The sequence below is a fragment of the Fodinibius salicampi genome, assembly GCF_039545095.1.
Lineage (GTDB): Bacteria > Bacteroidota > Rhodothermia > Balneolales > Balneolaceae > Fodinibius > Fodinibius salicampi.
On sequence record NZ_BAABRS010000001.1, the window covers coordinates 1,361,488 to 1,386,337 of the forward strand.

Genomic DNA, 24,850 nt, shown 5'->3' on the forward strand with positions numbered 1-24,850 from the left:
TTATAAGGAAATTATTGGTAAAGTGATGCATAAATAAGCCGCGATTTATTCGTACCGCAGGCTATCTATGGGATCCAATTGTGCAGCTTTATAGGCTGGATATACTCCAAATACCATACCCACTACAAACATACCAAAAAAGCCGACAATTACGGCCCAAATGGGAATAACCGGCTCCGTTTCTATCCACAGGGCCATGCCGTTTCCAGCCAGGATGCCTAATGCTATGCCAATAACTCCACCCAGCTGACAAATAAAAACGGCCTCTGCCAAAAATTGTGAAATGATAGCTTTTTTAGTAGCCCCCACTGCTTTTCGGATTCCGATTTCGCGTGTTCGCTCGGTAACCGACACCAGCATAATATTCATTACGCCGATTCCCGCTCCAAGCAGGGTAATACCTCCTATTACAAAACCCACTATATAAAGTATAAAAGTAAACTGGTCGAAAGTTCCGGCCAGGGAGTCATTCGTTTCAATTTCAAAATCATTTTCCATACCCGGCGCCACCTTACGGATCACCCGCATCACTCCAATAACTTCATCCATTGTGGCCTCAATAAAATCCATAGTCGGAGATTTTACCTGTATATCAATATTCCGGTCACCACCATACATCCGCAGGGCCGTCGTATATGGAATGAGTACAAATTCATCCAGCGACTGCCCGAAAATACTGCCCTTTTGGTCAAGCAACCCAATGATTCTAAACTGCTGACCAGCAATCCGGATATCCTTTCCCAACGGATATTCAGTTTCAAAGAGTTCGGCCTGCACTTCGCTTCCTATAATGGCAAAAAATCTCCCGTATTGAATGTCTTCATCCGTGAAGTTTCTTCCATCAATTAATTCATAAGCATTATTACTCAGATAGTGCTGATTGCTTCCCTTGATTTGTACCGTCGGATCGGTTTCCTTATCGCCGTAGATAATTTTTGTGCGGTCAAATGTTTCATCGGGACTTACATCTTCGGCCAAACGCAGCCGCTCTTTGAGTTTCTCAAGGGTGGTAAACGAAATATTCTGCCGATTACGGTCGCTTTGCATATCATTACCAATACGGATAGAAGGAGTCCGTGATACATTGATTACATCTCCGCCCATCATACTCATAGTATTTGTAAAAAAATTGTCCAATACCGCTACAGCTGTAGTGGAGACAATGACAGAGAACACCCCTACCACCAGTGCCAATAAGGTTAAAGAAGAACGGAGTTTATTCGCCCAGAGTGCGCCAAAAGCTTGTTTAAATATCTCTAATAAATTCATGTTATTCGTACCTAAGAGATTCTATAGGATCGGCATGAGCAGCTTTATAGGCCGGGATAAATCCAAAAATAAGTCCTACTAGCGAGCATAAAATAAATGCCCCAAAAACCACGCTGATATCAATCGAAGCGACAAAAATCTGATTTAACAGAATACTGATGGGATACGACAAGGCAAGTCCAACGAGGCCGCCCAGCAAGCACATTACGATGGCTTCAATAAGAAATTGAGATAATATTTCCCATCGCTTAGCCCCTACCGCCTGACGGATGCCAATCTCTTTTGTCCGCTCGCGAACGGAAACAAACATAATATTCATCACTCCTATTCCTCCAATGATCAGCGAAAGAAAGGTAAGCGCACCCCCAACCAGATAGAGTCCCGTTTTAAAAGATTCAAGCTGGGCTTTAAATGCCTCCGGCTTATTGATGGCAAAATCGTTTTCTTCTGTGGCCTCCAGCTGACGTATTCGGCGCATAATACCTTCAATTTCATACTCCCCCTCCTCCACACTCAGCTTATCCGAAAATTTAACCGCAATCTGTATACCGCTTCGCAGTCCAAAAACCTGTCCGTACGCCATGATGGGTACAATAGCACGACGATCCATATCTGAAAGTCCCAGGAACTTGCCCTGTTTTTTCAGTACGCCAATAACCCGAAATCTTTGTCCACCCATTCTGATATGTTCACCCAGTGGATTTTCTTGTTCAAAAAAAGTTTCCGCCAGGGTTGCACCTAGTATTACCACTTTCACTCCTCTCCGAACTTCCTCTTCTGTAAACACCCGACCACTCTCAATATCCAGTCCTGCCGTATCAAAATACCTTGCAGTAACACCTGCCATAAAAACCCCTTCCGAGCTTTTATCTTCGTAACGCAGGGTCGTTCCTCGAGCCGCAGCTGCGGAAACGGCCGAAGCCAGCTCGCTGGATTGACGGATTTGATCCACATAACTGAGCTTCATTTCGCGACGGTTTCGATATTTCCACCATTCATAATTGGGTCCACCGCCCCAAGGTTGTTTCTCCACATACACAACATTCTGACCCATCATCGCCATACTCTTGTCAAACTCGGCATCCATACCATTACTTACGGCATTCATGAGGGTTACCATCACAATACCGATTATGATACATAAAGTTGTAAGTATGGAACGGGTCTTATTGATCCTGAGGGCTCTTAATGAGATCTTTATTCCCTCCCACATGCTACTTATAAAACGTCTAACCACAGATACTCCTATTAATTTTATACTGAGATGTAGTATTCTACGCAAAAAAGATCAAATCGTTGCACAAAAATAAATTTGTTATCTTTTTAATCAGACTTATACTCTACTATTCCATTTTTAATAAAAGATATAACTCATGCAATTAGATATTCTTGCTCTGGCGGCCCATCCCGATGATACAGAACTATGCTGCGGAGGTACACTGGCGGCCCTGGCCAACCAAGGGAAAAAAGTGGGAGTTGTTGACTTTACGAAGGGAGAAATGGGTACACGAGGCACTCCTGAACAAAGGATGCGGGAAGCCTCTGCTGCAGCAGATATAATAGGACTCGAGGTACGCGAAAATCTGGAAATGGCGGATACAAAGATCCAAAACAACCGCGAAAATCAAAAAAAGATAATCCAAAAAATCCGTCAATACCGGCCGCATATCTGCCTGGTAGGAGCCCCTGAAGATCGCCATCCGGATCATGGTAACGGGACTCAACTGGCACTCGATGCAATTTACTACAGTGGACTTACAAAAATTGAAACCCGTGATGCAAAGGGGAGTCGACAAGAACGGTGGCGTCCTTCACACACCTTGCACTATATGCAGGATCGTCCTTTTGAACCAGATATTGTTTTTGACATTAGTGATACATTTGAAACTAAAAAGAAAGCTATATTGGCATTTGAGACGCAGTTTAATGTAGCAGATCCAAAGGATGAGCCGAAAACCTATATTTCCGACACCGAATTTTTTGAGGGTATTGCAGCTCGTGCCCGTCATTACGGACATCTGATTGGGACTAAATACGGCGAACCGTTTAAGTATCAAAACGGTCCCCTGCCAATGCGTTCTTTAAAGACTCTTTTTGAAACAAGTCCGATGAGATAATTAGCAGCAGCGCAGTATTATCTTCTGCTCTCTACAACATTCCCTATTAGTTCCTTCTCTGTAAACTGCGACTGTATACCGTCCAGCAGGAATGAATGTATATCCGAGTTTCCGGCTATAATGCGTTTTCCAAACAGCCAATTATCTCCGCCCTGCCAGTCAGATATCCGTCCACCGGCTTCTTCGATAATCAGTGCACCCGCCCCCACATCCCAGGGATTTAATGAATACTCATAGAAGCCATCCAGACGACCACTTGCAACGCAACACAAGTCATAGGCTGCAGCTCCGGCACGACGAACCCCATGGGTTTCGTGCATCAGCGTGCGAAAGAAAGACAGGTAATTATCCATCAAACTTAAATCATTATAAGGGAAACCTGTTCCAATTAACGATCCATGCGCATTTTCTATGCTCGAAACTGAAATAGGTCGGCCGTTTAGAAATGCACCTTGACCTTTTATGGCAATAAACCACTCATCGCTGGCCACTTCTAACACTAAACCCATTTTGGGTTCTTTATTTTCCCATAGTGCTATGGACACACAATAGACCGGGAACCCATGGGCAAAATTGGTTGTGCCATCAATGGGATCAATCAGCCAAATACGACCTTCCGGCAATTCCTGACCTCCGGATGATTCCTCAGCCATAATATCATCCTCGGGGAATTCCTTATTGATAACCGACAAAATTTGTTTTTCTGCTTCCAGGTCTGCATCCGTAACGAGATCATTCTTTCCCTTTAAATCTATGGAAAAACTGTTGGATGCCCGGAAATCACGAATTACTTTTGCTGCATTTCCGGCAGCTTTTCGGGCAATATTAAGTTCTATGGTATAATCAGACATGAATATATCTGTTTTAAAAATTTAGGATAAAAACTTTTGGAAACGATAATGATTTGAAATCCGAATCGTCTTATTGCTCACTTTTCATTTTATATTCGAACACTTTTTCGGAGACACTTCTTGCGGATTCCGTATCTGGATCGGGATACAACTCATCGATAGGCGACTGTTGTATATGCGTCCGTCGACGCCCGACTTCCTTCATCTGGCGCATTACTTTTTTTCGGTCCTCGCCTTCAGCCGAATTGAACCTTTCATAAAGTTCGACCTGCAATCGATCCAGAAAATGGGATTTCAATGCTTTAAGCGCTCCCTTTGCCGTCCGATACGGATTCTTATCTCTTTTATACTGTACACCAATCTTTTCATGATGCCGATCGCTTACAGAATATTTCTCCAGGACAATTTCTCCCACCAGCTCCGGATAGGGATGCTCCCTACTGGCATATTTCTCGACGCTCACCTCCTTCTCGGTTTTAAACCGCTCAATAATATCCGAGAAAAAATCACGTAATTGTTCATCTTCAAAATGTTTTTCCGAACAGTACGATCCGATATAATCAATCATATCACGGCCGTACATCAGCATCAGGCGGATCAGCTCCTTTTCATAATTCGGACGCTTTTTGGGTGGCTGAGGCTTTTTATTTGTGTCGTTTCGCTCCTTATTTCCCCTAACCTGTTTGTTAAATCCAACGGTATGCGGATGCGGGGCTTGTGGCCGATGATCGCTGCTTTCCGAAGGTTCCTGCTGTTGACGTGCCTCCCGTTCCTTGCGGCGCTTTTCACGCTTTCTGGCTTTTTGCAGCTCTTCTTTCAATTCTTTTCGTATTTTGCCTAACTCATCAAAAAGAGCCCTGTCCCCCACTTTTGCCTTACTGTTCAGATGCTGTACAAATGTTTCTCTCGAAACCGGGTCGGGCATATGGGCAATACTTTCCAAAATTTCACTAATTATCTTCTTTTTTTCAGCCGGGGCTTCCCACTTGCCCAATTCCCTGGCCTTTTGGATTTGATAGGTCAGAAAATCATTTTCTTTCTCCTCTTTCATTTCCAGGAAAGAATCACCCCCGAACTGACGCACAAAAGAGTCGGGATCTTCGCCTTCGGGCAGTTCCAGTAGTTTTACATCCATTCCCTCACGCAAGGCTATATTGATCCCCCTCTTCATAGCACGCTGGCCGGCCGAGTCGGAATCGTATATCATGGTAATAGTTTCGCCATAGCGATGCAGCAACTTCATCTGCTGGGGAGTCAGTGAGGTTCCACTGGATGCCACTACATTTTCGATACCATACTGTTGCAGTGATATAACATCGGTATAACCTTCTACCAGAATAACCTCATCGGATTTGCGAATTTCATTTTTGGCAAAATTAATTCCGTAAAGAACTTCACTTTTATTATAAACTTTGGTCTGAGGAGAATTAATATATTTAGCGGTCTTCTCATTCCCTAATACGCGCCCGGCATAGGCAATCACTTTGCCCGATGGATTAAATATGGGAAACATCAGCCTTCCCCGGAAGGCGTCGTAGTAGCCCTCTCCTCTGTTACTCGGCTTTATCAATCCTGCTTCAAAAAGATATTCTTCATTTAATCCCGAATCCAAGGCCGCCCTGTAGAGTTGTTCTCCTCCCTCAGGCGCATAACCCAGACCGTATTTTTTGATAATCTTCCGATTGTATCCGCGTTTTTGCAGATAGTCACGGGCCTTTTGGGCTTCATCTGTCTCCATCAAGTGCCGGTAGAAAAAAACACCCGCATATTTAAGGGCGTGATAAATTCCTTCTCTCAGATTGTGCTCTTCGGTAAGCTCTTCGTCATCTTCTTCTGGCAATGAAACTCCATAACGGTCGGCCAATGAACGCATGGCTTCAAGAAAGCCGACCCCCTCCATTTCCATAACAAAGTTAAATACATCTCCCGATTCTCCACATCCAAAACACTTATAGATGCCCAGGTCTGGCGTTACGTGGAAAGAAGGCGTACGTTCGTCGTGAAAAGGACATAACCCTTTCCAACTGCGTCCGGATCGTTTGAGCTTGACGTAGTCTTCGACTACCTCAACGATATCCGAGGCACCGCGCACTTCCTCTTTTTTTTCATCGGGAATCATTACTGCCATAACTCAGAAATAATAATGGAATTTCCGGTCATTATCATCCTATATATCCAGAATTTAAAATTAGACTACACGAATTCTATTACTCCAAATCTACCTTGTTAATCCTTGGATAATACAAAATCAAAAACCATCTATCAGGTAATATTTGAAACTAAGATTCTGATTACTTCCCAAATTTCTAATTCCCTTCTGATATCTTTGCCAATTCACTATGATGTGGGTATATTCCGTCCGACACAACAGAACCGTTTAATTTAATAGAATAGTTCATGAGCGTACTTGTTGGTAACGATACTCGATTAGTAGTACAGGGAATTACGGGCAGCGAAGGTAGTTTCCATACTAAACAAATGATAGAATACGGCACAAATGTAGTTGCGGGAGTCACGCCTGGTAAAGGCGGCCAAGAACATCTGGGACTTCCGGTTTACAATACGGTTGCAGATGCTGTTGAAAAAGAACAGGCAAATACTTCTGTCATTTTTGTACCGCCGGCTTTTGCAGGCGATGCCATTTCCGAAGCCGCCTTTGCAGGGATTGAAGTCATTATCTGTATTACGGAAGGTATTCCCGTTAAAGATATGGTAGTTGCCAAACAAGTAGTGGAAAGCTACGGTGCTGCGCTTGTTGGGCCCAACTGCCCAGGAGTCATAACTCCGGGTGAAGCCAAAATAGGTATTATGCCCGGAAATATTTTTACATCCGGAAAAGTGGGACTCATTTCGAGATCCGGAACGCTTACCTATGAAGCGGTCGACCAATTGACCAAAGCCGGACTTGGACAAAGCACGGCTATCGGTATTGGCGGTGATCCTGTTATCGGAACTACCCATACTGACGCTGTTAAGCTTTTCCAGGACGATGATAATACGGAAGCAATTGTACTCATCGGCGAAATTGGAGGAACGGCTGAAGAAGAAGCCGCCGCTTATATCAAAGATAATGTTGATAAACCGGTCGTTGCCTTTATCGCGGGAAGTACAGCTCCTCCCGGCCGACGCATGGGACATGCCGGCGCCATTATTTCCGGAGGAGAAGGGGGTGCCGATGCGAAGAAAAAGGCACTGCGTGATGCGGGCGTAACCGTCGTTGATAGTCCTGCTGAAATTGGCAAAACGCTCAAAGAATTATTAGAAACAGTTTAGAATTAATTATCTCGTCCGGTCATAAATTGATCGGACGAGCTTTTCTTTGTGGCGGTTCTTTTTTAACACAAACTGTTACCAACAACAGTATTTGAAACTGTTCGAGGTTAAAAAGTTCCATAACGGAGCTATAATTGCTATGGCTTATCTTATCTTTGGACTGGCTATCGGTACATTTATAAGTGCCCTTATAGAAAAATACCACAAAACAGATAAAACCCAGTTAATACCGGCTTCCTACCTTTTTATTCTCAGTGGAATCTTCTTCTTGGTCTTCCTTTATATTGGATGGCCATTGATCGAACAGGTTTTTACCTAAATCCAAGGAAAATTCCTTATTGGAAGAAAGACTGTCTGCCTGTCCAATAACCGGCATATCGTAAGTAAACCCTTTGGGTTTGTAGTGCAATATTTTAGCGTCACTGTCTTTGGGATTATAGATAGGCATTTGATCCAAAGATGACCGATCCACATCACCGGAAATTTTTAGGGAGTCCCCCGCATTGTTTTGATAATTTTTAGCAGTTGGTTGAGCCTGTATATTCATCAAACCTACTATCAAAATGACCGGGAGTATTAAGATAAAACGTCTCATATTTTTTATAGCTTTAATTTTGAAGAATTTGCATATTTATCACCATGCAACCTCACCAAAATCCTAAAATACCTATTACCAAATCCTCAGGATCTGTATAGATAAAACTTTGTTGCAATCAGATTATTGTTTTTCTAACATTTTCGGAACTGCTATTCACCAGATAAGTGATCAGACAACGGCAAATACATCCACAGAAAACCAGATAATAAAATTCCAGTAATTTTATCCCATTACAATTTCTTCTATACTGTGGATATCATATTCAGGGGTTGCGCCACTTTTTTGTGCTACAAATGAACCTGCGGCATTCGCATACTTAAGGAGCTCCTTGCCTTTCTTCCCACACTGTACTCCATAGATCATTGTTGCCAAAAAAGCATCTCCTGCTCCAACACTATCCTTAGCATCGGTTTTATACCCTCTATGGTCAGACCAGCTCCCGTCTTCAAATAGCATTGCTCCCGCCGGCCCTTTCGTTATACAAATGAATGAACATTCAAATTTTTCAGCTAACGTTTCAACAATCTGACAAGAACTTCCCGATAAAGAAAACCACTTTTTAATTTGTTCCAGCTCGGCTTCGTTCATTTTAATGATATCAGCGGCGGCAAGAGAATCCCTGATAACGGTTCTATCTATATGAGGCGGACGTAAATTCAAATCTAAAATCTTCTTATCGGCATATTTCCACAGGTTTTGAATGGTATCCCGGCTTTGTTCATTACGTTGGGCCAGTGAGCCAAACACGATGCCCCAACTTTCCCTGACTGCTTGCTTTAGTGAAGGAGAGGGTTCTATAAAATCCCAGGCTACCGGTTCAATAATCGTATAGCTGGGTTCGCCATTAGAGGTTACTTCCACTTCAACAAAACCGGTTTCCGACTGGCCGTCGGTCTGAATATGGGCTGTGGACATGTCGTTTCGTTGGATGCGCCTCAGCGCCTCTTTCCCCAAACGATCGCCCCCGACCCTGCTACACATTTCGACTGAGATCCCTAGCTGATTAAGATGATAACAGACATTCAGCGGTGCGCCTCCGAGAAACAACCCTGATGGCAGGGCATCCCAAAGTATTTCTCCAATACACAGAATCTTCCGTTGTTGTTCGGCCATAGATTAAAAAAAATCAAAAATTTATATACTCAGGTTATCGTTATCCGGCTATCGCTCAGCAGCATGCTACGCTAGTTCCTCTTGCTTAAACTCGGCATCTTTGGGTAGCAGGATATCCTCCAACTCCTCAAGCGAACGATTTTTGGTTTCCGGCATCAGCAGCCAGACAAAAAGTAGCTGCAGCACCATCATCCCGGCAAAAAAAGCAAAGATCGTACCGCCGGAAAAAGCACTTAGCACGGTGGGTGTAACCAAGGTAATCAGTGCGGCAAATACCCAGTGGGTACCGGAACCCAGTGCCATCCCGTAATCGCGCACTTTGTTCGGAAATATTTCAGAGATAAATACCCAGATAACGGCTCCCTGTCCCACCGCATGCGAGGCAATAAAGGCGCAGACAAAGGCCACAACCAACCCTCCTTCAGCCCCGGTAAAAAACCCCCAGGAAACGCCGGAAAGCGAGATAATATATCCGAAAGAACCATAATACATGAGCTTCTTGCGTCCAATGCGATCAATCAGGTACATACCCAACAGCGTAAAGAGCAGGTTCACAATACCCAGTGGAATCGAGGCGCCTAACACATCCGAGGCCGCAATACCCGCCTGCTCAAAGATGCGCGGGGCATAATAAAGTACAAAATTAATGCCCGACAGTTGATTAAAGAACGCAATCAAAAATGCGAGCGCCATCAAAAAACTATATTTTCGAGAAAAGAATTTGGCGTCGGTAACCTTCTTGGTTGACTTCTTAATTTCTACCAATAATTCTTCAATATTAGCTCCTGGATTAAGTTGTTTCAATAATTTTCGAGCTCCTGAATCGTCTTTCTTTTTAAGTGCCAACCAACGCGGACTTTCCGGCACGCCAAGCACAAAGAAGGCGTAAATAGCGGCAGGAATGGCTTCCACGCCCAACATCCAGCGCCAGGCATATTCATCAAAGTACACCCCAATAAGGTAATTTGACAAGTAAGCCACCAAAATGCCCAGCACGATATTAAACTGGTAGGAAGCCACCAGTCGGCCGCGGTTTGCCGCCGGAGTAATCTCAGAAATATAGATCGGGGCCGCCACCGACGAGGCCCCCACCCCTAATCCTCCGATAAAGCGCGCAAAAGAAAAGAGATAGGGATCGAGTGCCAAGGCGGATCCCAAGGCCGAAAGCAGATACAATACGCCAATAGCAAAGAGCGTCTTTTTGCGGCCGAACCTATCGCAGGGAATCCCCCCAAACAGCGCACCAACGACCGTTCCCCAGAGAGCCATCGACATAATAAAGGTGCCATGAAAGAGATCACTGGTATTCCATATTTCCTGAATTGGTCTATCGGCCCCGGATATGACAATGGTATCAAAACCAAATAAAAATCCCGCCAGTGACGCCACAATGGCCGACAATAATATAGATCTCGTTTTTATCATGATATTTTAGTTAAAATTACTGGGATTCTCTACCGTTTAACACGATTTAATACCAATCCCGGAGATTCCTACTTAGACAAGTAATACTATTCTTAAATCGATATCAAAATATCCCATTCCTTTTAACGGATTTTAGTTTACACATCATCCCAAAACTTTATTCTATAACTAAAAAATACATATCAACAATAAATCGTAATTATTTTTTACATACAATTGTTTGGCAAGATTTTTTTAAAACCCTAATTTAAGATTAACCTAAAAAGAACGTCTGTAATGCAAGGGAAGTTTAAGACATATTTCAGTCTTTTCCTGCTGGTGCTCATGAGCATCGGCCTGACTATCTCCACCCTTCATTCCCATCACCACCTGGAATGGAGCCATTCGTCAGACTTTGTTGATACAGGACATTGTCTTACAGAAGATACTACCGTATGTCCCATATCCGGGTATATCTTTGAAACAGATGTACTTTCCGCTTCCTTTTTTGGGGAAGCTTTTTTCAAATCTAAAGAGATTATTACAGACCACCAGTTTTTTATAGATGACTATTCTACCTCGGTAAATCGAGGACGCTCCCCTCCTGCTCTAATATAGATTCCCATATATATTATTTCATTCTATTAATCCGCATCCATTTCAACACGTTGTGGAATTCTTATCTAATATTAAATATTTAGAGCGATGAATACTATCAATTTACGATCTGTCTGTACACTCTTTATAACTACACTATTTACCACATTTATCATTATAGGTTGCAGCAACCCGGCAAACTCCAATGGAGATGACCATCATTCACATCCGGAAGGAGCAGTCCTCCAAATGAATGGTGAAGAAATTATTCGTATCGAAGAGGGAGAAATTGTCTCAGGTAATTCCAGTCTTGAAATTGAAAACGGAGATGAAACTCCACTCATTACGATCTACTTTTTGGATCATGATGGCGAAACGTTCCATCCTGAAGAGGATCATTTCTCTTTGAACTGGGACCAAATTGATACCTCTGTTGCAGTGATTGAACAACATGAAGAAGACGGCAAATGGAGCTTCCACCTTGTTGGACAGAGTCCGGGCGAAACCGAAGTTCGCTTCCGCCTGTGGCACGAAGATGAAAATCACTCTGATTTTGACACCCCTCCTATTCCTGTCACCGTCAATTAAAAATTCCGGTGGATGGGGACTTTGCCTCATCCACCTTCTCTAAAAGAATATCCTTATGCGATACCTTACTCTTTTACTCATATTCTGTTTATATGGAATATTTCCAGCTGAATTATATGGTCAAACAACTAATAAAGGAGAACTTTCGGGCCAAACAATAGATCGTAACTCAGAAGAACCACTCGGCTATGTTTATCTCCATTTGGAAGAATTAAACCGTACGGTTACCGCTCATTCCGATGGCTCTTTTTCTTTCCAAAATATTTCTCCCGGGTCCTATACCCTGTCGGCTACTCGCATTGGATACCAGGCCGTATCCCAGACTATTACCATTGAAGCTAATGAAACTACAGAAATCACGGTATCACTAAAACCCTCTGCCCTCAGCTCGGAAGCAATTGAAGTAGTAGGAGCTGCCGAGCAGTCCTCTGCTGGCAACCTTGAACATGCTTCAAAAACCATACAGGGAACAGATCTTCGCCAAAATTTAGGTACTACTCTTTCTGCAACTATGGATGATCTGCCGGGTATCAATTCTCGATCCATGGGATCGGCACCTGCCCGACCGGTCATCCGGGGACTGGGTGGTGAACGTGTACTTATCCTGCAGGATGGGGAACGTACGGGTGATGTATCATCACAATCGGCTGACCATGCTGTTACAGTAGATCCTATGGCTGCCGAAGAAATTGAACTTGCCCGTGGCCCCGCAGCTCTTGAATATGGTGCAAATGCGATCGGGGGGGTGGTTAATGTTGTTCGAAATCAAATTTCCTCATCTCTGCCCGACCATTTCCACGGCACAGCCAGCCTGCAGGGAAAGTCTGTCAATACAGGAACTGTAGCAGCTCTGAATGTCGGAGGACCAATTGGCAGTGATCTTGCTCTAAAAATTGATGGGAATCTACGTTCTGCTCGTAACCTTAAAACGCCCGAAGGAACACTCACTAACTCTGATATCTTTTCTACTAATAATTCAATAGGAATCAGCTACTTACGACCTTGGGGCTATGCCGGGCTTGCGGGAAGTATGTATTTGAATAACTATGGTATCCCCCCTGACCCAAATGGTGGACATGAACATGGCGTTGATATTGAAATCGAAAAATATCAGACAGAAGGAAAAACAAAAATAGCTCTTGATAACGAAACATTTAAGTCTATAAAAGTTACCTTCTCTCATAAAAGCTACTACCATAAAGAAATTGAAAATAGTGGAGCGATAGGAACTGAATATGGTGTTCTTACTACGAATAGCAAGATTATAACCCAACACCAAAGCTGGGGATTTCTCGATGAGGGGACAATAGGTTTTTGGGGAGAAACCAAAAATTATGCCGTCAACGGTACACAGACGCCAGATTCTGATGCTCATAGTTTGGCCGGTTTTGTTGTAGAGGAAAAAGATATTGGAGCTCTTCACCTTGAAGCGGGTATTCGTTTCGAACTAACTCAATCCATACCGGAGGAAGAATACAGCGCATCTATTGGAGAGATACGTGAACGCACTTTTTCCGGCCTTTCTACTTCAGCTTCCGTTATATATGATTTGGGACATGGTTTCTTTTCCGGAGCTACATTTATGCACTCTTTTAGGGCGCCCTCCCAGGAAGAACTCTATTCCGAAGGGCCGCACCTGGCTTCCTACTCTTATGAGGTTGGCAATCCGGACCTAAATCCCGAACGAGGATTGGGTAAGGAACTATTTATCCGTCACAAAACAACTTCATCCACCGCAGAAATAGGTGTATATCATAATTCTTTTAACAGCTATATCTATCCGCGTAACACGGGAGAGCCCAGCTCACGATTTCCTTCGTTAAATGTATATCAGTTTACAGGTGTGGATGCCTTATTTCAAGGAGTTGAAACCTCCTATCAGATCGAGTTTCTTAACAATTGGGTAATGTCGGGATCTCTCAGCTATACCCATGCTAAACGCAAAGCAGTGAATGAAGGATGGCAGCCGCTACCACAGATTCCTCCTCTACAGGGTAACATCGGTCTGAAATATACCGTCGGAGGTTTCCAATTAGGAGGAAAAACCACAATTGCTGCCCGGCAAGACAGAACTGGTGAATTTGAAGGCCCCACAGATGGCTATACAGTATTTAATTTGTTCGGGCAATACAGATTTGAATCCAGTGGCTTCCTTCATACCGTATCACTGAATGGTGAAAATCTCTTCAATAGAACTTACCGCAACCATTTATCGCGCATCAAAGACTTAATGCCCGAACCCGGTAGAAATATCTCACTACTCTACCGAATCTATTTTTAATACTGAAAAATATTTCTTCCAAAAATAAAATCCCGGGACTATCAATCCCGGGATTTTTTTGCTTCAGGGCTCAGTTATGTTAGGGTTACAAGAGAAAAACTCTTTAAAAAGGGTGCATTTAGCTCCCCCTTCTATATAACAAGAGTGATAAGCGACCAAAATGTTACAAAAAAGTTTTATTTTTTTTGAAGTTGTATACCATTGCCTCAAAATGTGTATTTTATTACCTCTAATAACCTTTCAAGAATATCTTTTTATATGATATCAAATAGTCTTTCCCTATCAGGCATTTCCCTCCGAACAACATGCCTATTTCTTGCACTAATTATTCTCGGCGGATGTTCAACGATCCAGGAAATCACTAATAGTATTCAGAAACCAAAAGTATCGGTAGCTAATGTTCGAGTCACTGATTTTAACTTCAGCCAGATGGAATTGACCTATGTTATCAAGGTAGAGAATCCCAATGCAGTGGCTGTGGAAATGATAGGTTACGACTATAATCTGGATATTAACGAACATCCTTTTATTAATGGCGACCAATCTAAAACGATGACCATTGAAGCATCGGGAGAAAGTATCTTTGAAGTGCCCATGACGCTGAACTTTCCGGATTTATATAGGACCGCTTCGGAGTTGGTAAATGAAGATGAGAGTTCTTACCAGTTTCTAAGTCATTTACGGTTCGACCTTCCCATAATTGGCACGACGGGAATCCCGGTCAAAAAGTCCGGGAATATACCCCTGCTTAAATTGCCAAAGCTTAGTATGCAAAGTATAGAAGTCAATAACCTTAACCTATCCAGTGCGGATCTTACCCTTAAACTTGGATTTAATAATCCCAATGGATTTGGAATGGATATCGGCCAGCTCAATTATGATCTCATAGTTAATGGAAGCCAGTGGGCAGACGGGACGGCGTTGCAGGATGTTAAAGTCAAAGAGAATGGGTTAACCGAACTCGAAATTCCTATATCACTGAACGTTACGCAAATTGGTACTTCGGCCTATCAAATACTTACGGGATCAGAAAATCTGGATTATCAATTCCAGGGGAACTTTCAATTCAATGTAGGCCACGAGTTGCTGGGCAGTACTAACTTTGATTTCAACCGTTCAGGGAAAATACCCGTTAACAGATAAAAATAAATATCAATAGAGACGACATTATTTTACAGACGGACATGGAACAGATTCACCATTACGATATAGAACATGAATTAGGTGCAGGGCAACACGGAACGGTTTATTATGCCACCGACACCCGGCTTAAGCGGCCAGTAGTTATTAAGATTGTACACCCGAAACGGGCAAAGGAAAAGCATATACGAGAACGAATTTTAGAAGAAGCGCGAATTGCCTCCGCCATTCAACATCCTAATGTAAGTGCTATCTATGAAGTAGGAGAATTTGATAAGCGTCCCTACATCGTAATGCAATACGTACCGGGACGCACCCTTAAAGAATTACTGGAAGGAGGTCCTTTGAACCTCCAGTTTGCTTTGTCAATAAGCATTCAAATTTCCGATGGACTGGCGGAAGCTCATAAGCTTGATATTCTCCATCGGGATCTCAAACCAGCCAATATTATGGTTACTGACGGGGGACTAGTCAAGATTCTCGACTTTGGACTTGCCAAGCGGCTCGGCACCACCGAGGTTATTGCACATGAAGAGAATTCCCCTAATTTTAAAAATGGAGATCAGGAACAATTATCCTCTCGTTTTGGGACAACCGCCTATATGGCCCCCGAACAGTTTATCACCCTGCGTAGCAGTAAACAATCAGATATCTTTTCACTGGGGATTATACTATATGAAATTATTACCGGGGAACACCCTTTTCTGGTTGGTGACCGTAATGATGAGATGCTCATCGTCCAATCTATACGCTCAAGGAAACCGGCTCCTCCCCAAGAACATCGACCGGAGATTCCGGATACGTTAAATAATCTCATTATGCAAGCCATTGACAAACAACCTACCAATCGGTTTGAGTCAGTCGCAGCCCTCCATGAAGGACTTAAAACACTTATGAAAAGCATGGAGTTTGAGAAGGGAATGATTCCGGGTGAAAGCTCTGCTTTGCTTCCCTCGCCTTCTTCTCCTCGAACAAAAAGTTCAAAAAGCGGAGATAAGAAAAATACGGGCTTTTTTTCTATGCTTACAGAATTTTTCCTTCAAAAAGATCGCAAGGAAGTTTCCGAGAATTCTATTGCGGTCTTACCCTTTAAACAGGTAAAAGAAAACGGACATACCCGTTATTTTGGATTGGCGATGGCCGATGCCATAGCAACACGACTATCCCAAAATTCCTCCGTAGTAATTCGTCCACCGGGTACCTTCCTTTCCCTTTCAGATCAAACTGTTGATGAAATTGAAGCAGGACACAAACTTCAGACTGAATATGTATTAACCGGCTCATTTTTCAGTGATGATGATGGGTTTACCCTTAACTGGCAACTCCTGGAGGTAAACTCACAGAGCATAAAAGCCGGAGATACCATCTCTGTTCCCTCTTTTGATCTGGTAAAAGTGCAAAGTGAGATAACAGATGCGGTATTTGATACGCTCTTTAGTCTTGGCAAACTGGAAAAAAATCATAAGAAAACTTCGCTCGATAATCTTCCTATTGATTTGTCGGAACAATACTTGGAAGCACAGGCACTATTATCTCGCTTTTTATGGGGATCCAATAATCCCAAAGACCTAAAGGAAGGCAAAGAAAAATTTGAAGAAGTTCTCGACCAAGCCCCTAATTTTGCGGCAGCTCATGCCGGACTCGGCAGAACCCATCTGAATTATGTGACTAATGGCTTTGGCGGTCCAACTCATTTTATGAAGGCCCAGCGCCATCTTGAAAAAGCTCTTGAGCTGGATCCGGATAATGTGGAAGCCAAACTTCAACGCGCGTATACCTATTTATGGAGAGGGGAAAAAGAGCAAGCCCGCCGCGATATTCAGTACCTGCTTAACCATCATAGCAATAACTCTGAAGTTCTTTTAGGAGCCGGTATCATTATCCAACTGGAGGGACTTCACCGGGAAGCTCTTCGCCTGCTGGGGATGGCCCTGCAAGATAACCCAGCTGCCGCTACACAGATATACAATCGCCGGGCCCGCTTAAACCACTATCTGGGGCAGATGGATCTGGCCTGGCTGGAAGTCAATAAGGGACTTACGCTCGAGCCGGACCATTCATTGCTGCGCACTACGGAAGGATATCTTTATTTCCGGGAAGGAGCGTATGAAAAAGCAATTCCTATATTGGAATCTGTTATTGAAAATGAACCTAACAGGCGGGTTACTTATCCAACATTGGCAATGTGTTATGTTCGGAACGGGCAGCGTGAAAAAGCGTCTGAGCTGATCACTGATGAACTGCTCAGCATCGCCTCAACAGATTGTGAAATGGCACACCGGCTGGCCACTTATTGTGTAGTGGATGGAAATACTTCCGAAGCACTGCACTGGCTTCGTAAGGCGATTTACCTAGGCTATGAGAACTATCCCTGGATTGCCGAAAACCCTGCCTGGGAGACCCTTCACGATAATGAAGAATTTAATGATATTCGCTCTGATCTGGAACGCGTTTACAAGCGTAACCGGGAGCACTGGGAAAAATTTCTGGCCAAATTCTGGTCATAATATCAAGTTATTGCAAATCCATACTTTCAATAGGTAATAAAATTCCTTTTTTTCCCGTTGCCCGTATGTATAAAGATAAAAACTTAATTCATGAAAAGTATCTCGATGACTCATACTCTTAAATATATATCGTCCTTAATCTTAGTAATTACCCTTGTTAGCTGCCAAAGTGATGACTCTGCTGATCAAACGGCCCAGCAACAAGCCTCACAACAGCAACAATCACAACAAATGCCCGGCCAAATGGGACAGCAGCAGGCTGCTCCGGATGTAGACCTTTCAGAAGAAGAGGCTGAAACCTTTGCCGATGCTATCATTGCCGCTCAAAAAGTCCAGGCAGGTGCTCAACAAGAATTGGTCTCTATTATTGAAGACGAGGGGCTTGATATCCAAACCTATCAAAAAATTGCCCAAGCTTCCCAACAGGGACAAGAACCAGCAGACAGCGTTATTGAAGATGGAGATATGGATAAGTTTGATAGCGCAAATGAATCTATTAAAGAAGCCCAGCAAGGAATCCAATCGGATGTAGCCGATGCTGTTGAAGAAGCAGGAATGGAGATGGAACGGTTCCAGGAAATTAATCGGGCCGTCCAACAAGATCCCGAACTTCAGAAGCAAATACGACAAAAACTGCAGGAGAAGATGGGTGGCATGCAACAACAGCCTCAACAACAACCTTCCAATCAATAAATCATCCTTTTGATTGTTCTTTTCAGGCCCGCTTCTATTTAGGAGCGGGCTTTTTATTTTCAAATACTTTTTCTAGATAGAAATTCAGTCCCGGTTAATCATTACTGTAATTAAAAATGAAATATCACTATCACTCTCCTATCGGTTGGCTCGAGCTGGTTATTTCCAACCAGGTTCTGACTGCTATTCGGTATCTCGACAATAAACCGGATCCATTACAGACGCCTAAGCATTCCGTTTTTGAACAAGCTGCCAATCAGCTTACCAGGTACTTTAATAAGAAGGATAAGCATTTTACCATGCCTATAAGTACCCAGGGAACAGCGTTTCAAAAAACTGTTTGGGAAGAACTTCAAAATATTCCCTTCGGTACCACCATTACCTATGGAGAGCTCGCAAAACGCCTGGGAGATCCCAATAAAGTACGGGCAGTAGGAAGAGCAAATGGGAAAAATCCTATCCCTATTATCATCCCCTGTCACCGGGTTATCGGTTCTGACAAAAAATTGATTGGCTACGCCGGGGGTATCGAGCGTAAACGGTTTCTGCTCGAACATGAAGGGGCTATTTTACTATAACTAAAAAATCTTCGCTATTCTCCCCTGTCGCAGGTTTATTATATTAGAGCTTCCAGGATAATAGAAAATAATATCTGTATGAGTAATCCTATAAAATTAATTTCTACTTTTCTTCTTCTAATGCTGGGATTTTCTGCTATAGCATATGCCCAAGTACAGGAAGCCCCAGATCGAACGATGGGTGAAGGGCCTTTTGATCGCCTGATCATACGCGGTGCCATTTTGGTTGACGGTACAGGCTCACCACCACGCGGTCCTGTGGATGTTGTTGTGGAAGAAAACAAAATAACTTCCGTTCAATCTGTTGGATACCCCGGGGTTTCTATTAATGAACAGCAACGCCCAGAAGCAGATACCGATACCTATGAAATTGATGCGGAAGGGATGTATCTGTTGCCCGGCTTTATTGATATGCATGCCCACACGGGAGGATCAGCCCAGTGCACCCCGGCAGAATATGTCTATAAACTCTGGATGGCTCATGGTATTACTACTGTTCGCGAGCCCGGTTCTTTTAATGGGATGGATTGGACACTCCGCCAGCAGAAACGGAGTCAAAATAATGAAATAACGGCGCCGCGCATTTTCCCCTATATCGGTTTTGGGATGGGACACGAAGGTGAGATCACTTCTCCGGATGAAGCCCGGCAATGGGTTCGGACCATTGCAGATGCCGGGGCCGAAGGCATTAAGTTTTTTGGGGCACCAAAGCCAGTTTATGCTGCCGCTATCGACGAAGCCAACAAACTGGGTTTGGGAACCATGACTCACCATGCGCAAACACGTGTTGTCTATAATAACGCCCTGGAATCGGCCCGGCTTGGATTGACAAGCATCACCCATTGGTACGGCATTCCCGAGGCCTTATTTACGGATCAAACTATTCAGGATTATCCTGCAGAGTACAACTATAATAACGAGCAACACCGTTTCGAAGAAGCCGGCAAGCTATGGAAACAAGCCGCAGAGCCCCATAGCGAGCATTGGAATAAAGTGCTGGATGAAATGCTAGAGCTTGACATTACCCTCAATCCTACATTTACAATCTATGAAGCCAGCCGCGATCTCAGTGTCCAGCGCCGCGCTGAATGGCACGAAAAATACACCCTGCCCTCCCTTTGGGAATTTTATAAGCCCAATCGCAGATCTCACGGCTCATACTGGATTAACTGGGGTACTGAACAAGAAGTAAATTGGAAAGAGAACTACCAGCTCTGGTTTGAATTCGTTAATGAATTTAAAAACCGTGGAGGGAGAGTTACACTGGGATCGGATGCCGGTTATATTTACAAATTGTACGGCTTTGGCTATATACAGGAAATGGAGCTTTTCCGGGAGGCTGGTTTTCATCCCCTGGAAATTTTTCAATCGGCTTCTCTTAAGGCTGCAGAGGTGCTAAACATGGATGATCAACTGGGTACCATCGAAGTTGGCAAACTCGCCGACATGGTGTTAGTCGATGCCAACCCACTTAAAAATTTAAAAGTACTATATGGTACCGGTGCTATTCAAGTAGATGAAGACAATAAGCCCACCCGCATAGGTGGAATTAAATATACCATTAAGGACGGGATTGTTTTTGACGCCCAAAAAATGTTGCAGGATGTAGCTGAAACAGTGAAAGAGGCCAAAGCGGAAAAGGACTATGAAATCACTCAACCCGGACTGGATTATTAAATCTCTTTTCCCAATTTCGTTCCTTTTTTGGAAGTAATCTTATATCAAGGAACTGCTTGATCCTTTTACTTCCTGCTTATCAAAGGAGAAAGAAAGATCAAGTCCGTTTTCATTATTGATATTAAGATCAGCATGTAACTGTTCTATCAGGGTATCAATGATAGTAAATCCCAGAGACTCATTTTTTTTCTCTACAAAATCGGCGTCAAGCCCCCGGCCATTATCCTTTACTCTTACATGAATAATATTGTCGCGCTGTTTTATGGAAATTAATATTCTTCCTTCTTTCCGGCCTTTAAAGGCATGCTCATATGCATTGGAGATAACTTCATTAAGGATTAGCGCACATGGCACGGCCTGATTCACATTTAATGCAAAACTATTATAGTCCAGTTGAAGATCAATTTCTTCTCCATTAATCGTCATCTGCTTAATATTTTCGATCAGTTCTTTAATGTAAGGACCGAAACTTATCTTGGAAAGCGAACTGGATTCATACAACTTCTCGTGTATGAGAGCCATTGTCTGTATCCGTTTTTCACTATCGGTAAGTAGCTTTATAACTTCTTTGTTATCCGTATTGAATGACTGTAATTGCAGCATACCGGATACCACTGCTAAATTATTTTTAACACGGTGATGGATTTCCTGCAGCAGCGTTTCTTTTTCTTTCAACGATTCTTTCAGCTCAATTTCAGACTTAACCCGTTCCGTAACATCCTGGGCGACAAGCTGCAATCCTACTTGCCCATCGTCTAATTTAATAGGTACACCCTGTGATTCTAAATACAGCTCTGTCCCGTTATTAACGGTTATCTTATATGTATGGATTTCTTTCTCTTTTCCATTAATAACATCTTTTATCCATTTTTGAGCCAGCTTCCGCTCCTTCTCATCCAAAGTAATCAGATCAAAATAATTTTTCCCAATTAACTCATAGGGAGTTTTAAATCCAAGTATAGCAGCTCCCGATTGGTTGATATATTTAATATTACCCTCAGGATCTAAAAGCTGAATCAGGTTTGGATCATTTTGCACCAGGGTTTCCCAACGTTGTTGACTTTCTTGCAATTTTTCTCGGGCAAGAATTCGATCAATTTGTGAAGTGAGGGTCTGTACAATGCTGTCAAGCAACTGGCGCTCTTCTTTAAGGAAAGGATCTTCTTTAGAAATAGTCCCGGTATCAGTATAAACTAGTTGTATTTTAAGGGGTTTACCTTCAATGCGAGTACTTTCAGCGGACAACTCCCAATCTGTTTCCCGAAAGTTATCCGTTATAAAGGTATTTCCATCAAATGTAATAGCAGCTTCAGTAAGATCTGGATACTGCAAGCCCTGGGGCAAATATTCTACCGCTTTAGCGAGAAGCTCTGAAGCATTCGCATAGTCTTGCTCAGAAAGATTCGAAATACTATACAGGCATCGTTGCTCCTTTATTCGTTCATTTAATTTCTGAAGGGTCTGTTTCCGATCGGTAATATCCGTAGAAATTCCGCATAAACAGTTTTCAAATCCCGGGACCCCTTTCAGAGGATACTTTATAGTGTGATAATGCCTTATTCCATCTCCTATGGGCAGCTGTTCCTCCACTTCTATGGTTTGTCCCTTCTCCAGAACCTTTTTGTCATTTCCTCTAACATTTTTGTGAAGTTCATCACCAAATAACTGCTTATCCGTTTTACCAATTATTTGATGCCCTTCTAAACCAAAAAGCTCTTTATAACTATTATTCACCAAACGCATCCGCCCTTCGGAATCTTTAACATATATAATCGCTTCGGTCTGATTTATAATCGCATCCAGTAAGAGCCGTTGCTGCTCTAATTCATATTCAGCTTCCTTAATTTCAGAAAGATTCATGCAGGTACCAACGATAAATTCTTCCCCTCCCTTTGTAAATCTCTTGGCCGTAATATAGTACGGGATAAGTGCTCCCTCTTTGGTTTTCAGTTCAACTTCCGCATCGGCATGACCGGTTTCAAATGCTTGAGCAATTTTAGATTTTACCAGATCATGATCTTCTTGCTGGTAAAAATCGAGGGGATCCATTTGTGCTATTTCCTCACCGGAATACCCGAGTTCCTGTGCAAAGTTGTCATTCCACCTTATATAATTTCCTTCTTTATCAACCACGTAAAACAGACCCGGCAGACTTCCGATGGCTGTATTCGTAAATGCCTTCTCCTCTTCCAGTTTTTGCTCATATCTTTTGCGGTCTGAAATATCGCGAGTACTGGCCTGAATTTCTATCAAATCTCCATTTTCATCAAAAATGGGCCGCATAACAGATTCCGTCCATTTATACGTCCCTAGCTTCGTACCCTTTCTAAAAACCCAGCGCTGTATTTCTCCCCGTTCCTGAAAATCCATTGCCTTCCCCTCCAATCGACTTCGATCTTCGGGATGCATATTATCGAATCCATTGTGTCCGACCAATTCTTCAGGCTCATACCCGATTAATTCTTTACTTGATTGTGATACATACTTGTACGTGCCGTCCGGTGCATGACGGGAAATCATATCTGTAGAGTTCTCAGCCAGCAACTGAAACTTCTCTTTTTCTGTTTTCAGCTGTTCGTTCTTTTTGGCAAGCTCTTTATTCTTTTGCTCCAGTTTAAGGGAATAAGAACGTTGCTTGAGTAGAATTTTAATGCGCGTTTTTAGCTGCTGTGGGGTAATGGGGGTATATACAACATCATCTACAAACTCCCATATAGTCTCGTTTTGCCGGGTTGCCTGTCTATTTGCGGAAAGCAACAAAAATGGCAGAAACAACGGAGCCGTTTCTTCTTTACATTTATGAAAAAGTTCCTCGTTTTCCGAAAATGAAATCTCATCCATAATACAGAGATCAAAATCAATATCTGCTGTATTATTGAATCCAATTTTAAAATTCAGGGAATCCGGGATGCACTGCTGTATTAGTTGAATACCATCAGGATCCTTTACTGATATAAGGATTGTTGCCCTATGATCGTCCGACAATAATAGCGAATTCGAATCCATTTCTATTTCGGATTTTTTCATTACAGTCTGATCACAGTATTTTGTTTAGAACTGAGTATCTCACTTAGCCGTCAATTAGTTATTATAAAAATGCCACACATATATTTATCTCGCTTAGCCAGCCCTTCTATATAATATCAATTGCAGATATTACCGTAAATGTACCGCAATTACATCTAACCCTTACCAATAAAAATTAGCTAAAAAATTTATGAGATGGCCAATGCCCCAAAAGCTTTATTAACATTTTTTAAGATAAGCAATTGTTTTCTACGTAGAAAGACGTAAAACACCTATTTTTCAATACGTATTTTAACTTATCTATGCTTGCTTTTAATAAGTGAGACTGAATTCTCTGTAAAAAATTATCATTCTCCAGCATCTTCCATTAAATTCCTCCAACTTTTCATAAGACATTAAATAACAAATCTATGAACCGACGCGTACAAAAAAAGGCCAAAGAGCTCCATGTAGATAAGATTCAGCGGCATATTTTTCTCTGTGCAGACCAGACAAAACCGAAATGCTGCAAAAAGGAAATCGGTCTAGAGGCATGGGCATTTCTAAAAAAAAGACTTAGTGAATTAAATCTCGATGGTGCCGGGGGAATTTACAGGACCAAAGCCAATTGTTTGCGTATCTGTAAAAAAGGACCGGTTGCGGTGGTTTATCCGGAGGGTATTTGGTACCATTCCTGTACGCCCAATGTGCTGGAACGGATCATCCAGGAACATCTCATCCAAGGGAACCCTGTTAAGGAATACATGTTTGCAGAACAGCCGCTGCAATAAAGTTTTTTAATTAAAAACTTTAATAGAACGAGCTAACATAGCCTCTTTTTTATTATAGATAACAGGACTTTCAACCATCAGTGTTACAAAACTGCTTCCATCCGATGTTCTGGGGATAAATAAGTGTTTCCGAAGCTCTGGTTCCAAATCATCCTGAAAATCTGTCGGAATATCTTCTCCAATAAAATCGTCATGAAAGAGATATCTAAATTGAATTTTGGAATATCCGTAGGCGTTAATGGCAGCGTTATTTACTTCCAATATTCGTTTATTCGATCTTGCATAAATCCACATTGGAATCGGATTAAACCAAAAAAAAGTGTCTGACAAGTTCTCGTTATAAAAGTTTTTCTTTTCCATCATAATA

The 24,850-nt window shown here is 42.6% G+C and carries 20 protein-coding genes; 11 read left to right on the top strand and 9 right to left on the bottom strand.

What is annotated here, in order from left to right; translation table 11 throughout:
* Positions 1-45: 45 nt before the first annotated feature.
* Entirely contained in the window at positions 46-1,269 is a 1,224-nt protein-coding gene (locus ABEB05_RS05640; protein ID WP_265788307.1) for an ABC transporter permease, read from the bottom strand.
* 1 nt (position 1,270) lies between these two features.
* Complete coding sequence (locus ABEB05_RS05645; protein ID WP_265789041.1) at positions 1,271-2,482, bottom strand: ABC transporter permease; 1,212 nt, start codon at positions 2,480-2,482, stop codon at positions 1,271-1,273.
* Between the two features lie 160 nt (positions 2,483-2,642).
* Here ABEB05_RS05645 and bshB1 point away from each other — a divergent pair, with 160 nt between their 5' ends.
* Positions 2,643-3,386, top strand: a complete 744-nt coding sequence (bshB1, locus tag ABEB05_RS05650; protein ID WP_265788309.1) for a bacillithiol biosynthesis deacetylase BshB1 — start codon at positions 2,643-2,645, stop codon at positions 3,384-3,386.
* A gap of 17 nt (positions 3,387-3,403) precedes the next feature.
* Here bshB1 and ABEB05_RS05655 read toward each other — a convergent pair whose 3' ends face one another.
* Together ABEB05_RS05655 and dnaG are read right to left on the bottom strand one after the other, a co-directional pair.
* Positions 3,404-4,237, bottom strand: coding sequence for an inositol monophosphatase family protein (locus tag ABEB05_RS05655; RefSeq protein ID WP_265788311.1), 834 nt, complete (start codon positions 4,235-4,237; stop codon positions 3,404-3,406).
* Positions 4,238-4,307: 70 nt separating this feature from the next.
* Positions 4,308-6,365 (bottom strand): DNA primase, encoded by a 2,058-nt coding sequence (gene dnaG, locus ABEB05_RS05660; RefSeq protein WP_265788313.1) that lies wholly within the window; start codon positions 6,363-6,365, stop codon positions 4,308-4,310.
* Positions 6,366-6,634: 269 nt separating this feature from the next.
* Here dnaG and sucD point away from each other — a divergent pair, with 269 nt between their 5' ends.
* On the top strand, positions 6,635-7,510 hold the full coding sequence (gene sucD, locus ABEB05_RS05665) for a succinate--CoA ligase subunit alpha (RefSeq protein ID WP_265788315.1): 876 nt from the start codon (positions 6,635-6,637) through the stop codon (positions 7,508-7,510).
* Between the two features lie 223 nt (positions 7,511-7,733).
* Here sucD and ABEB05_RS05670 read toward each other — a convergent pair whose 3' ends face one another.
* The 3 genes from ABEB05_RS05670 to ABEB05_RS05680 all read right to left on the bottom strand — a co-directional run bounded on the left by ABEB05_RS05670 (position 7,734) and on the right by ABEB05_RS05680 (position 10,646).
* Entirely contained in the window at positions 7,734-8,105 is a 372-nt protein-coding gene (locus ABEB05_RS05670; RefSeq protein WP_265788317.1) for a hypothetical protein, read from the bottom strand.
* A gap of 225 nt (positions 8,106-8,330) precedes the next feature.
* Complete coding sequence (locus tag ABEB05_RS05675) at positions 8,331-9,221, bottom strand: carbohydrate kinase family protein (protein ID WP_265788319.1); 891 nt, start codon at positions 9,219-9,221, stop codon at positions 8,331-8,333.
* A gap of 66 nt (positions 9,222-9,287) precedes the next feature.
* Positions 9,288-10,646: a sugar porter family MFS transporter gene (locus ABEB05_RS05680; protein WP_265788321.1), complete on the bottom strand. Its 1,359-nt coding sequence runs from the start codon at positions 10,644-10,646 to the stop codon at positions 9,288-9,290.
* A 276-nt stretch (positions 10,647-10,922) separates the two neighbouring features.
* On the opposite strand from ABEB05_RS05680, the gene ABEB05_RS05685 reads away from it, so the two are divergent.
* From ABEB05_RS05685 to ABEB05_RS05720, 8 genes are all read left to right on the top strand, one after another.
* Complete coding sequence (locus ABEB05_RS05685) at positions 10,923-11,243, top strand: hypothetical protein (protein WP_265788322.1); 321 nt, start codon at positions 10,923-10,925, stop codon at positions 11,241-11,243.
* A gap of 87 nt (positions 11,244-11,330) precedes the next feature.
* Complete coding sequence (locus tag ABEB05_RS05690) at positions 11,331-11,810, top strand: hypothetical protein (protein ID WP_265788324.1); 480 nt, start codon at positions 11,331-11,333, stop codon at positions 11,808-11,810.
* Between the two features lie 55 nt (positions 11,811-11,865).
* The gene (locus ABEB05_RS05695; RefSeq protein ID WP_265788326.1) at positions 11,866-14,091 is read left to right on the top strand and encodes a TonB-dependent receptor; all 2,226 of its coding nucleotides are present in this window, start codon (positions 11,866-11,868) and stop codon (positions 14,089-14,091) included.
* 258 nt (positions 14,092-14,349) lie between these two features.
* The gene (locus ABEB05_RS05700; RefSeq protein WP_265788328.1) at positions 14,350-15,234 is read left to right on the top strand and encodes an LEA/WHy family protein; all 885 of its coding nucleotides are present in this window, start codon (positions 14,350-14,352) and stop codon (positions 15,232-15,234) included.
* Between the two features lie 41 nt (positions 15,235-15,275).
* Positions 15,276-17,738 carry a serine/threonine-protein kinase gene (locus ABEB05_RS05705; RefSeq protein WP_265788330.1) on the top strand — a complete coding sequence of 821 codons (2,463 nt, stop codon included), beginning with the start codon at positions 15,276-15,278 and terminating at the stop codon, positions 17,736-17,738.
* Positions 17,739-17,828: 90 nt separating this feature from the next.
* Positions 17,829-18,431 carry a DUF4168 domain-containing protein gene (locus tag ABEB05_RS05710; protein ID WP_265788332.1) on the top strand — a complete coding sequence of 201 codons (603 nt, stop codon included), beginning with the start codon at positions 17,829-17,831 and terminating at the stop codon, positions 18,429-18,431.
* A gap of 116 nt (positions 18,432-18,547) precedes the next feature.
* Entirely contained in the window at positions 18,548-19,009 is a 462-nt protein-coding gene (locus ABEB05_RS05715) for a methylated-DNA--[protein]-cysteine S-methyltransferase (RefSeq protein WP_286668811.1), read from the top strand.
* Positions 19,010-19,087: 78 nt separating this feature from the next.
* On the top strand, positions 19,088-20,686 hold the full coding sequence (locus tag ABEB05_RS05720) for an amidohydrolase family protein (RefSeq protein WP_265788333.1): 1,599 nt from the start codon (positions 19,088-19,090) through the stop codon (positions 20,684-20,686).
* A gap of 39 nt (positions 20,687-20,725) precedes the next feature.
* On the opposite strand, the gene ABEB05_RS05725 is transcribed toward ABEB05_RS05720, so the two are convergent.
* Positions 20,726-23,713 carry a PAS domain S-box protein gene (locus ABEB05_RS05725; protein ID WP_265788335.1) on the bottom strand — a complete coding sequence of 996 codons (2,988 nt, stop codon included), beginning with the start codon at positions 23,711-23,713 and terminating at the stop codon, positions 20,726-20,728.
* 410 nt (positions 23,714-24,123) lie between these two features.
* On the opposite strand from ABEB05_RS05725, the gene ABEB05_RS05730 reads away from it, so the two are divergent.
* Positions 24,124-24,483: a (2Fe-2S) ferredoxin domain-containing protein gene (locus ABEB05_RS05730; RefSeq protein ID WP_265788337.1), complete on the top strand. Its 360-nt coding sequence runs from the start codon at positions 24,124-24,126 to the stop codon at positions 24,481-24,483.
* 6 nt (positions 24,484-24,489) lie between these two features.
* Here the strand turns inward: ABEB05_RS05730 and ABEB05_RS05735 are convergent, their stop codons facing one another.
* Complete coding sequence (locus tag ABEB05_RS05735; RefSeq protein WP_265788339.1) at positions 24,490-24,846, bottom strand: PAS domain-containing protein; 357 nt, start codon at positions 24,844-24,846, stop codon at positions 24,490-24,492.
* Between the last annotated feature and the right edge of the window lie 4 nt (positions 24,847-24,850).

Coding starts and splice junctions, on each gene's coding strand:
- ABEB05_RS05640 (WP_265788307.1), bottom strand. CDS start 1,269: ATGAATTTATTAGAGATATTTAAACAAGCTTTTGGCGCACTCTGGGCG.
- ABEB05_RS05645 (WP_265789041.1), bottom strand. CDS start 2,482: ATGTGGGAGGGAATAAAGATCTCATTAAGAGCCCTCAGGATCAATAAG.
- bshB1 (WP_265788309.1), top strand. CDS start 2,643: ATGCAATTAGATATTCTTGCTCTGGCGGCCCATCCCGATGATACAGAA.
- ABEB05_RS05655 (WP_265788311.1), bottom strand. CDS start 4,237: ATGTCTGATTATACCATAGAACTTAATATTGCCCGAAAAGCTGCCGGA.
- dnaG (WP_265788313.1), bottom strand. CDS start 6,365: ATGGCAGTAATGATTCCCGATGAAAAAAAAGAGGAAGTGCGCGGTGCC.
- sucD (WP_265788315.1), top strand. CDS start 6,635: ATGAGCGTACTTGTTGGTAACGATACTCGATTAGTAGTACAGGGAATT.
- ABEB05_RS05670 (WP_265788317.1), bottom strand. CDS start 8,105: ATGAGACGTTTTATCTTAATACTCCCGGTCATTTTGATAGTAGGTTTG.
- ABEB05_RS05675 (WP_265788319.1), bottom strand. CDS start 9,221: ATGGCCGAACAACAACGGAAGATTCTGTGTATTGGAGAAATACTTTGG.
- ABEB05_RS05680 (WP_265788321.1), bottom strand. CDS start 10,646: ATGATAAAAACGAGATCTATATTATTGTCGGCCATTGTGGCGTCACTG.
- ABEB05_RS05685 (WP_265788322.1), top strand. CDS start 10,923: ATGCAAGGGAAGTTTAAGACATATTTCAGTCTTTTCCTGCTGGTGCTC.
- ABEB05_RS05690 (WP_265788324.1), top strand. CDS start 11,331: ATGAATACTATCAATTTACGATCTGTCTGTACACTCTTTATAACTACA.
- ABEB05_RS05695 (WP_265788326.1), top strand. CDS start 11,866: ATGCGATACCTTACTCTTTTACTCATATTCTGTTTATATGGAATATTT.
- ABEB05_RS05700 (WP_265788328.1), top strand. CDS start 14,350: ATGATATCAAATAGTCTTTCCCTATCAGGCATTTCCCTCCGAACAACA.
- ABEB05_RS05705 (WP_265788330.1), top strand. CDS start 15,276: ATGGAACAGATTCACCATTACGATATAGAACATGAATTAGGTGCAGGG.
- ABEB05_RS05710 (WP_265788332.1), top strand. CDS start 17,829: ATGAAAAGTATCTCGATGACTCATACTCTTAAATATATATCGTCCTTA.
- ABEB05_RS05715 (WP_286668811.1), top strand. CDS start 18,548: ATGAAATATCACTATCACTCTCCTATCGGTTGGCTCGAGCTGGTTATT.
- ABEB05_RS05720 (WP_265788333.1), top strand. CDS start 19,088: ATGAGTAATCCTATAAAATTAATTTCTACTTTTCTTCTTCTAATGCTG.
- ABEB05_RS05725 (WP_265788335.1), bottom strand. CDS start 23,713: ATGAAAAAATCCGAAATAGAAATGGATTCGAATTCGCTATTATTGTCG.
- ABEB05_RS05730 (WP_265788337.1), top strand. CDS start 24,124: ATGAACCGACGCGTACAAAAAAAGGCCAAAGAGCTCCATGTAGATAAG.
- ABEB05_RS05735 (WP_265788339.1), bottom strand. CDS start 24,846: ATGATGGAAAAGAAAAACTTTTATAACGAGAACTTGTCAGACACTTTT.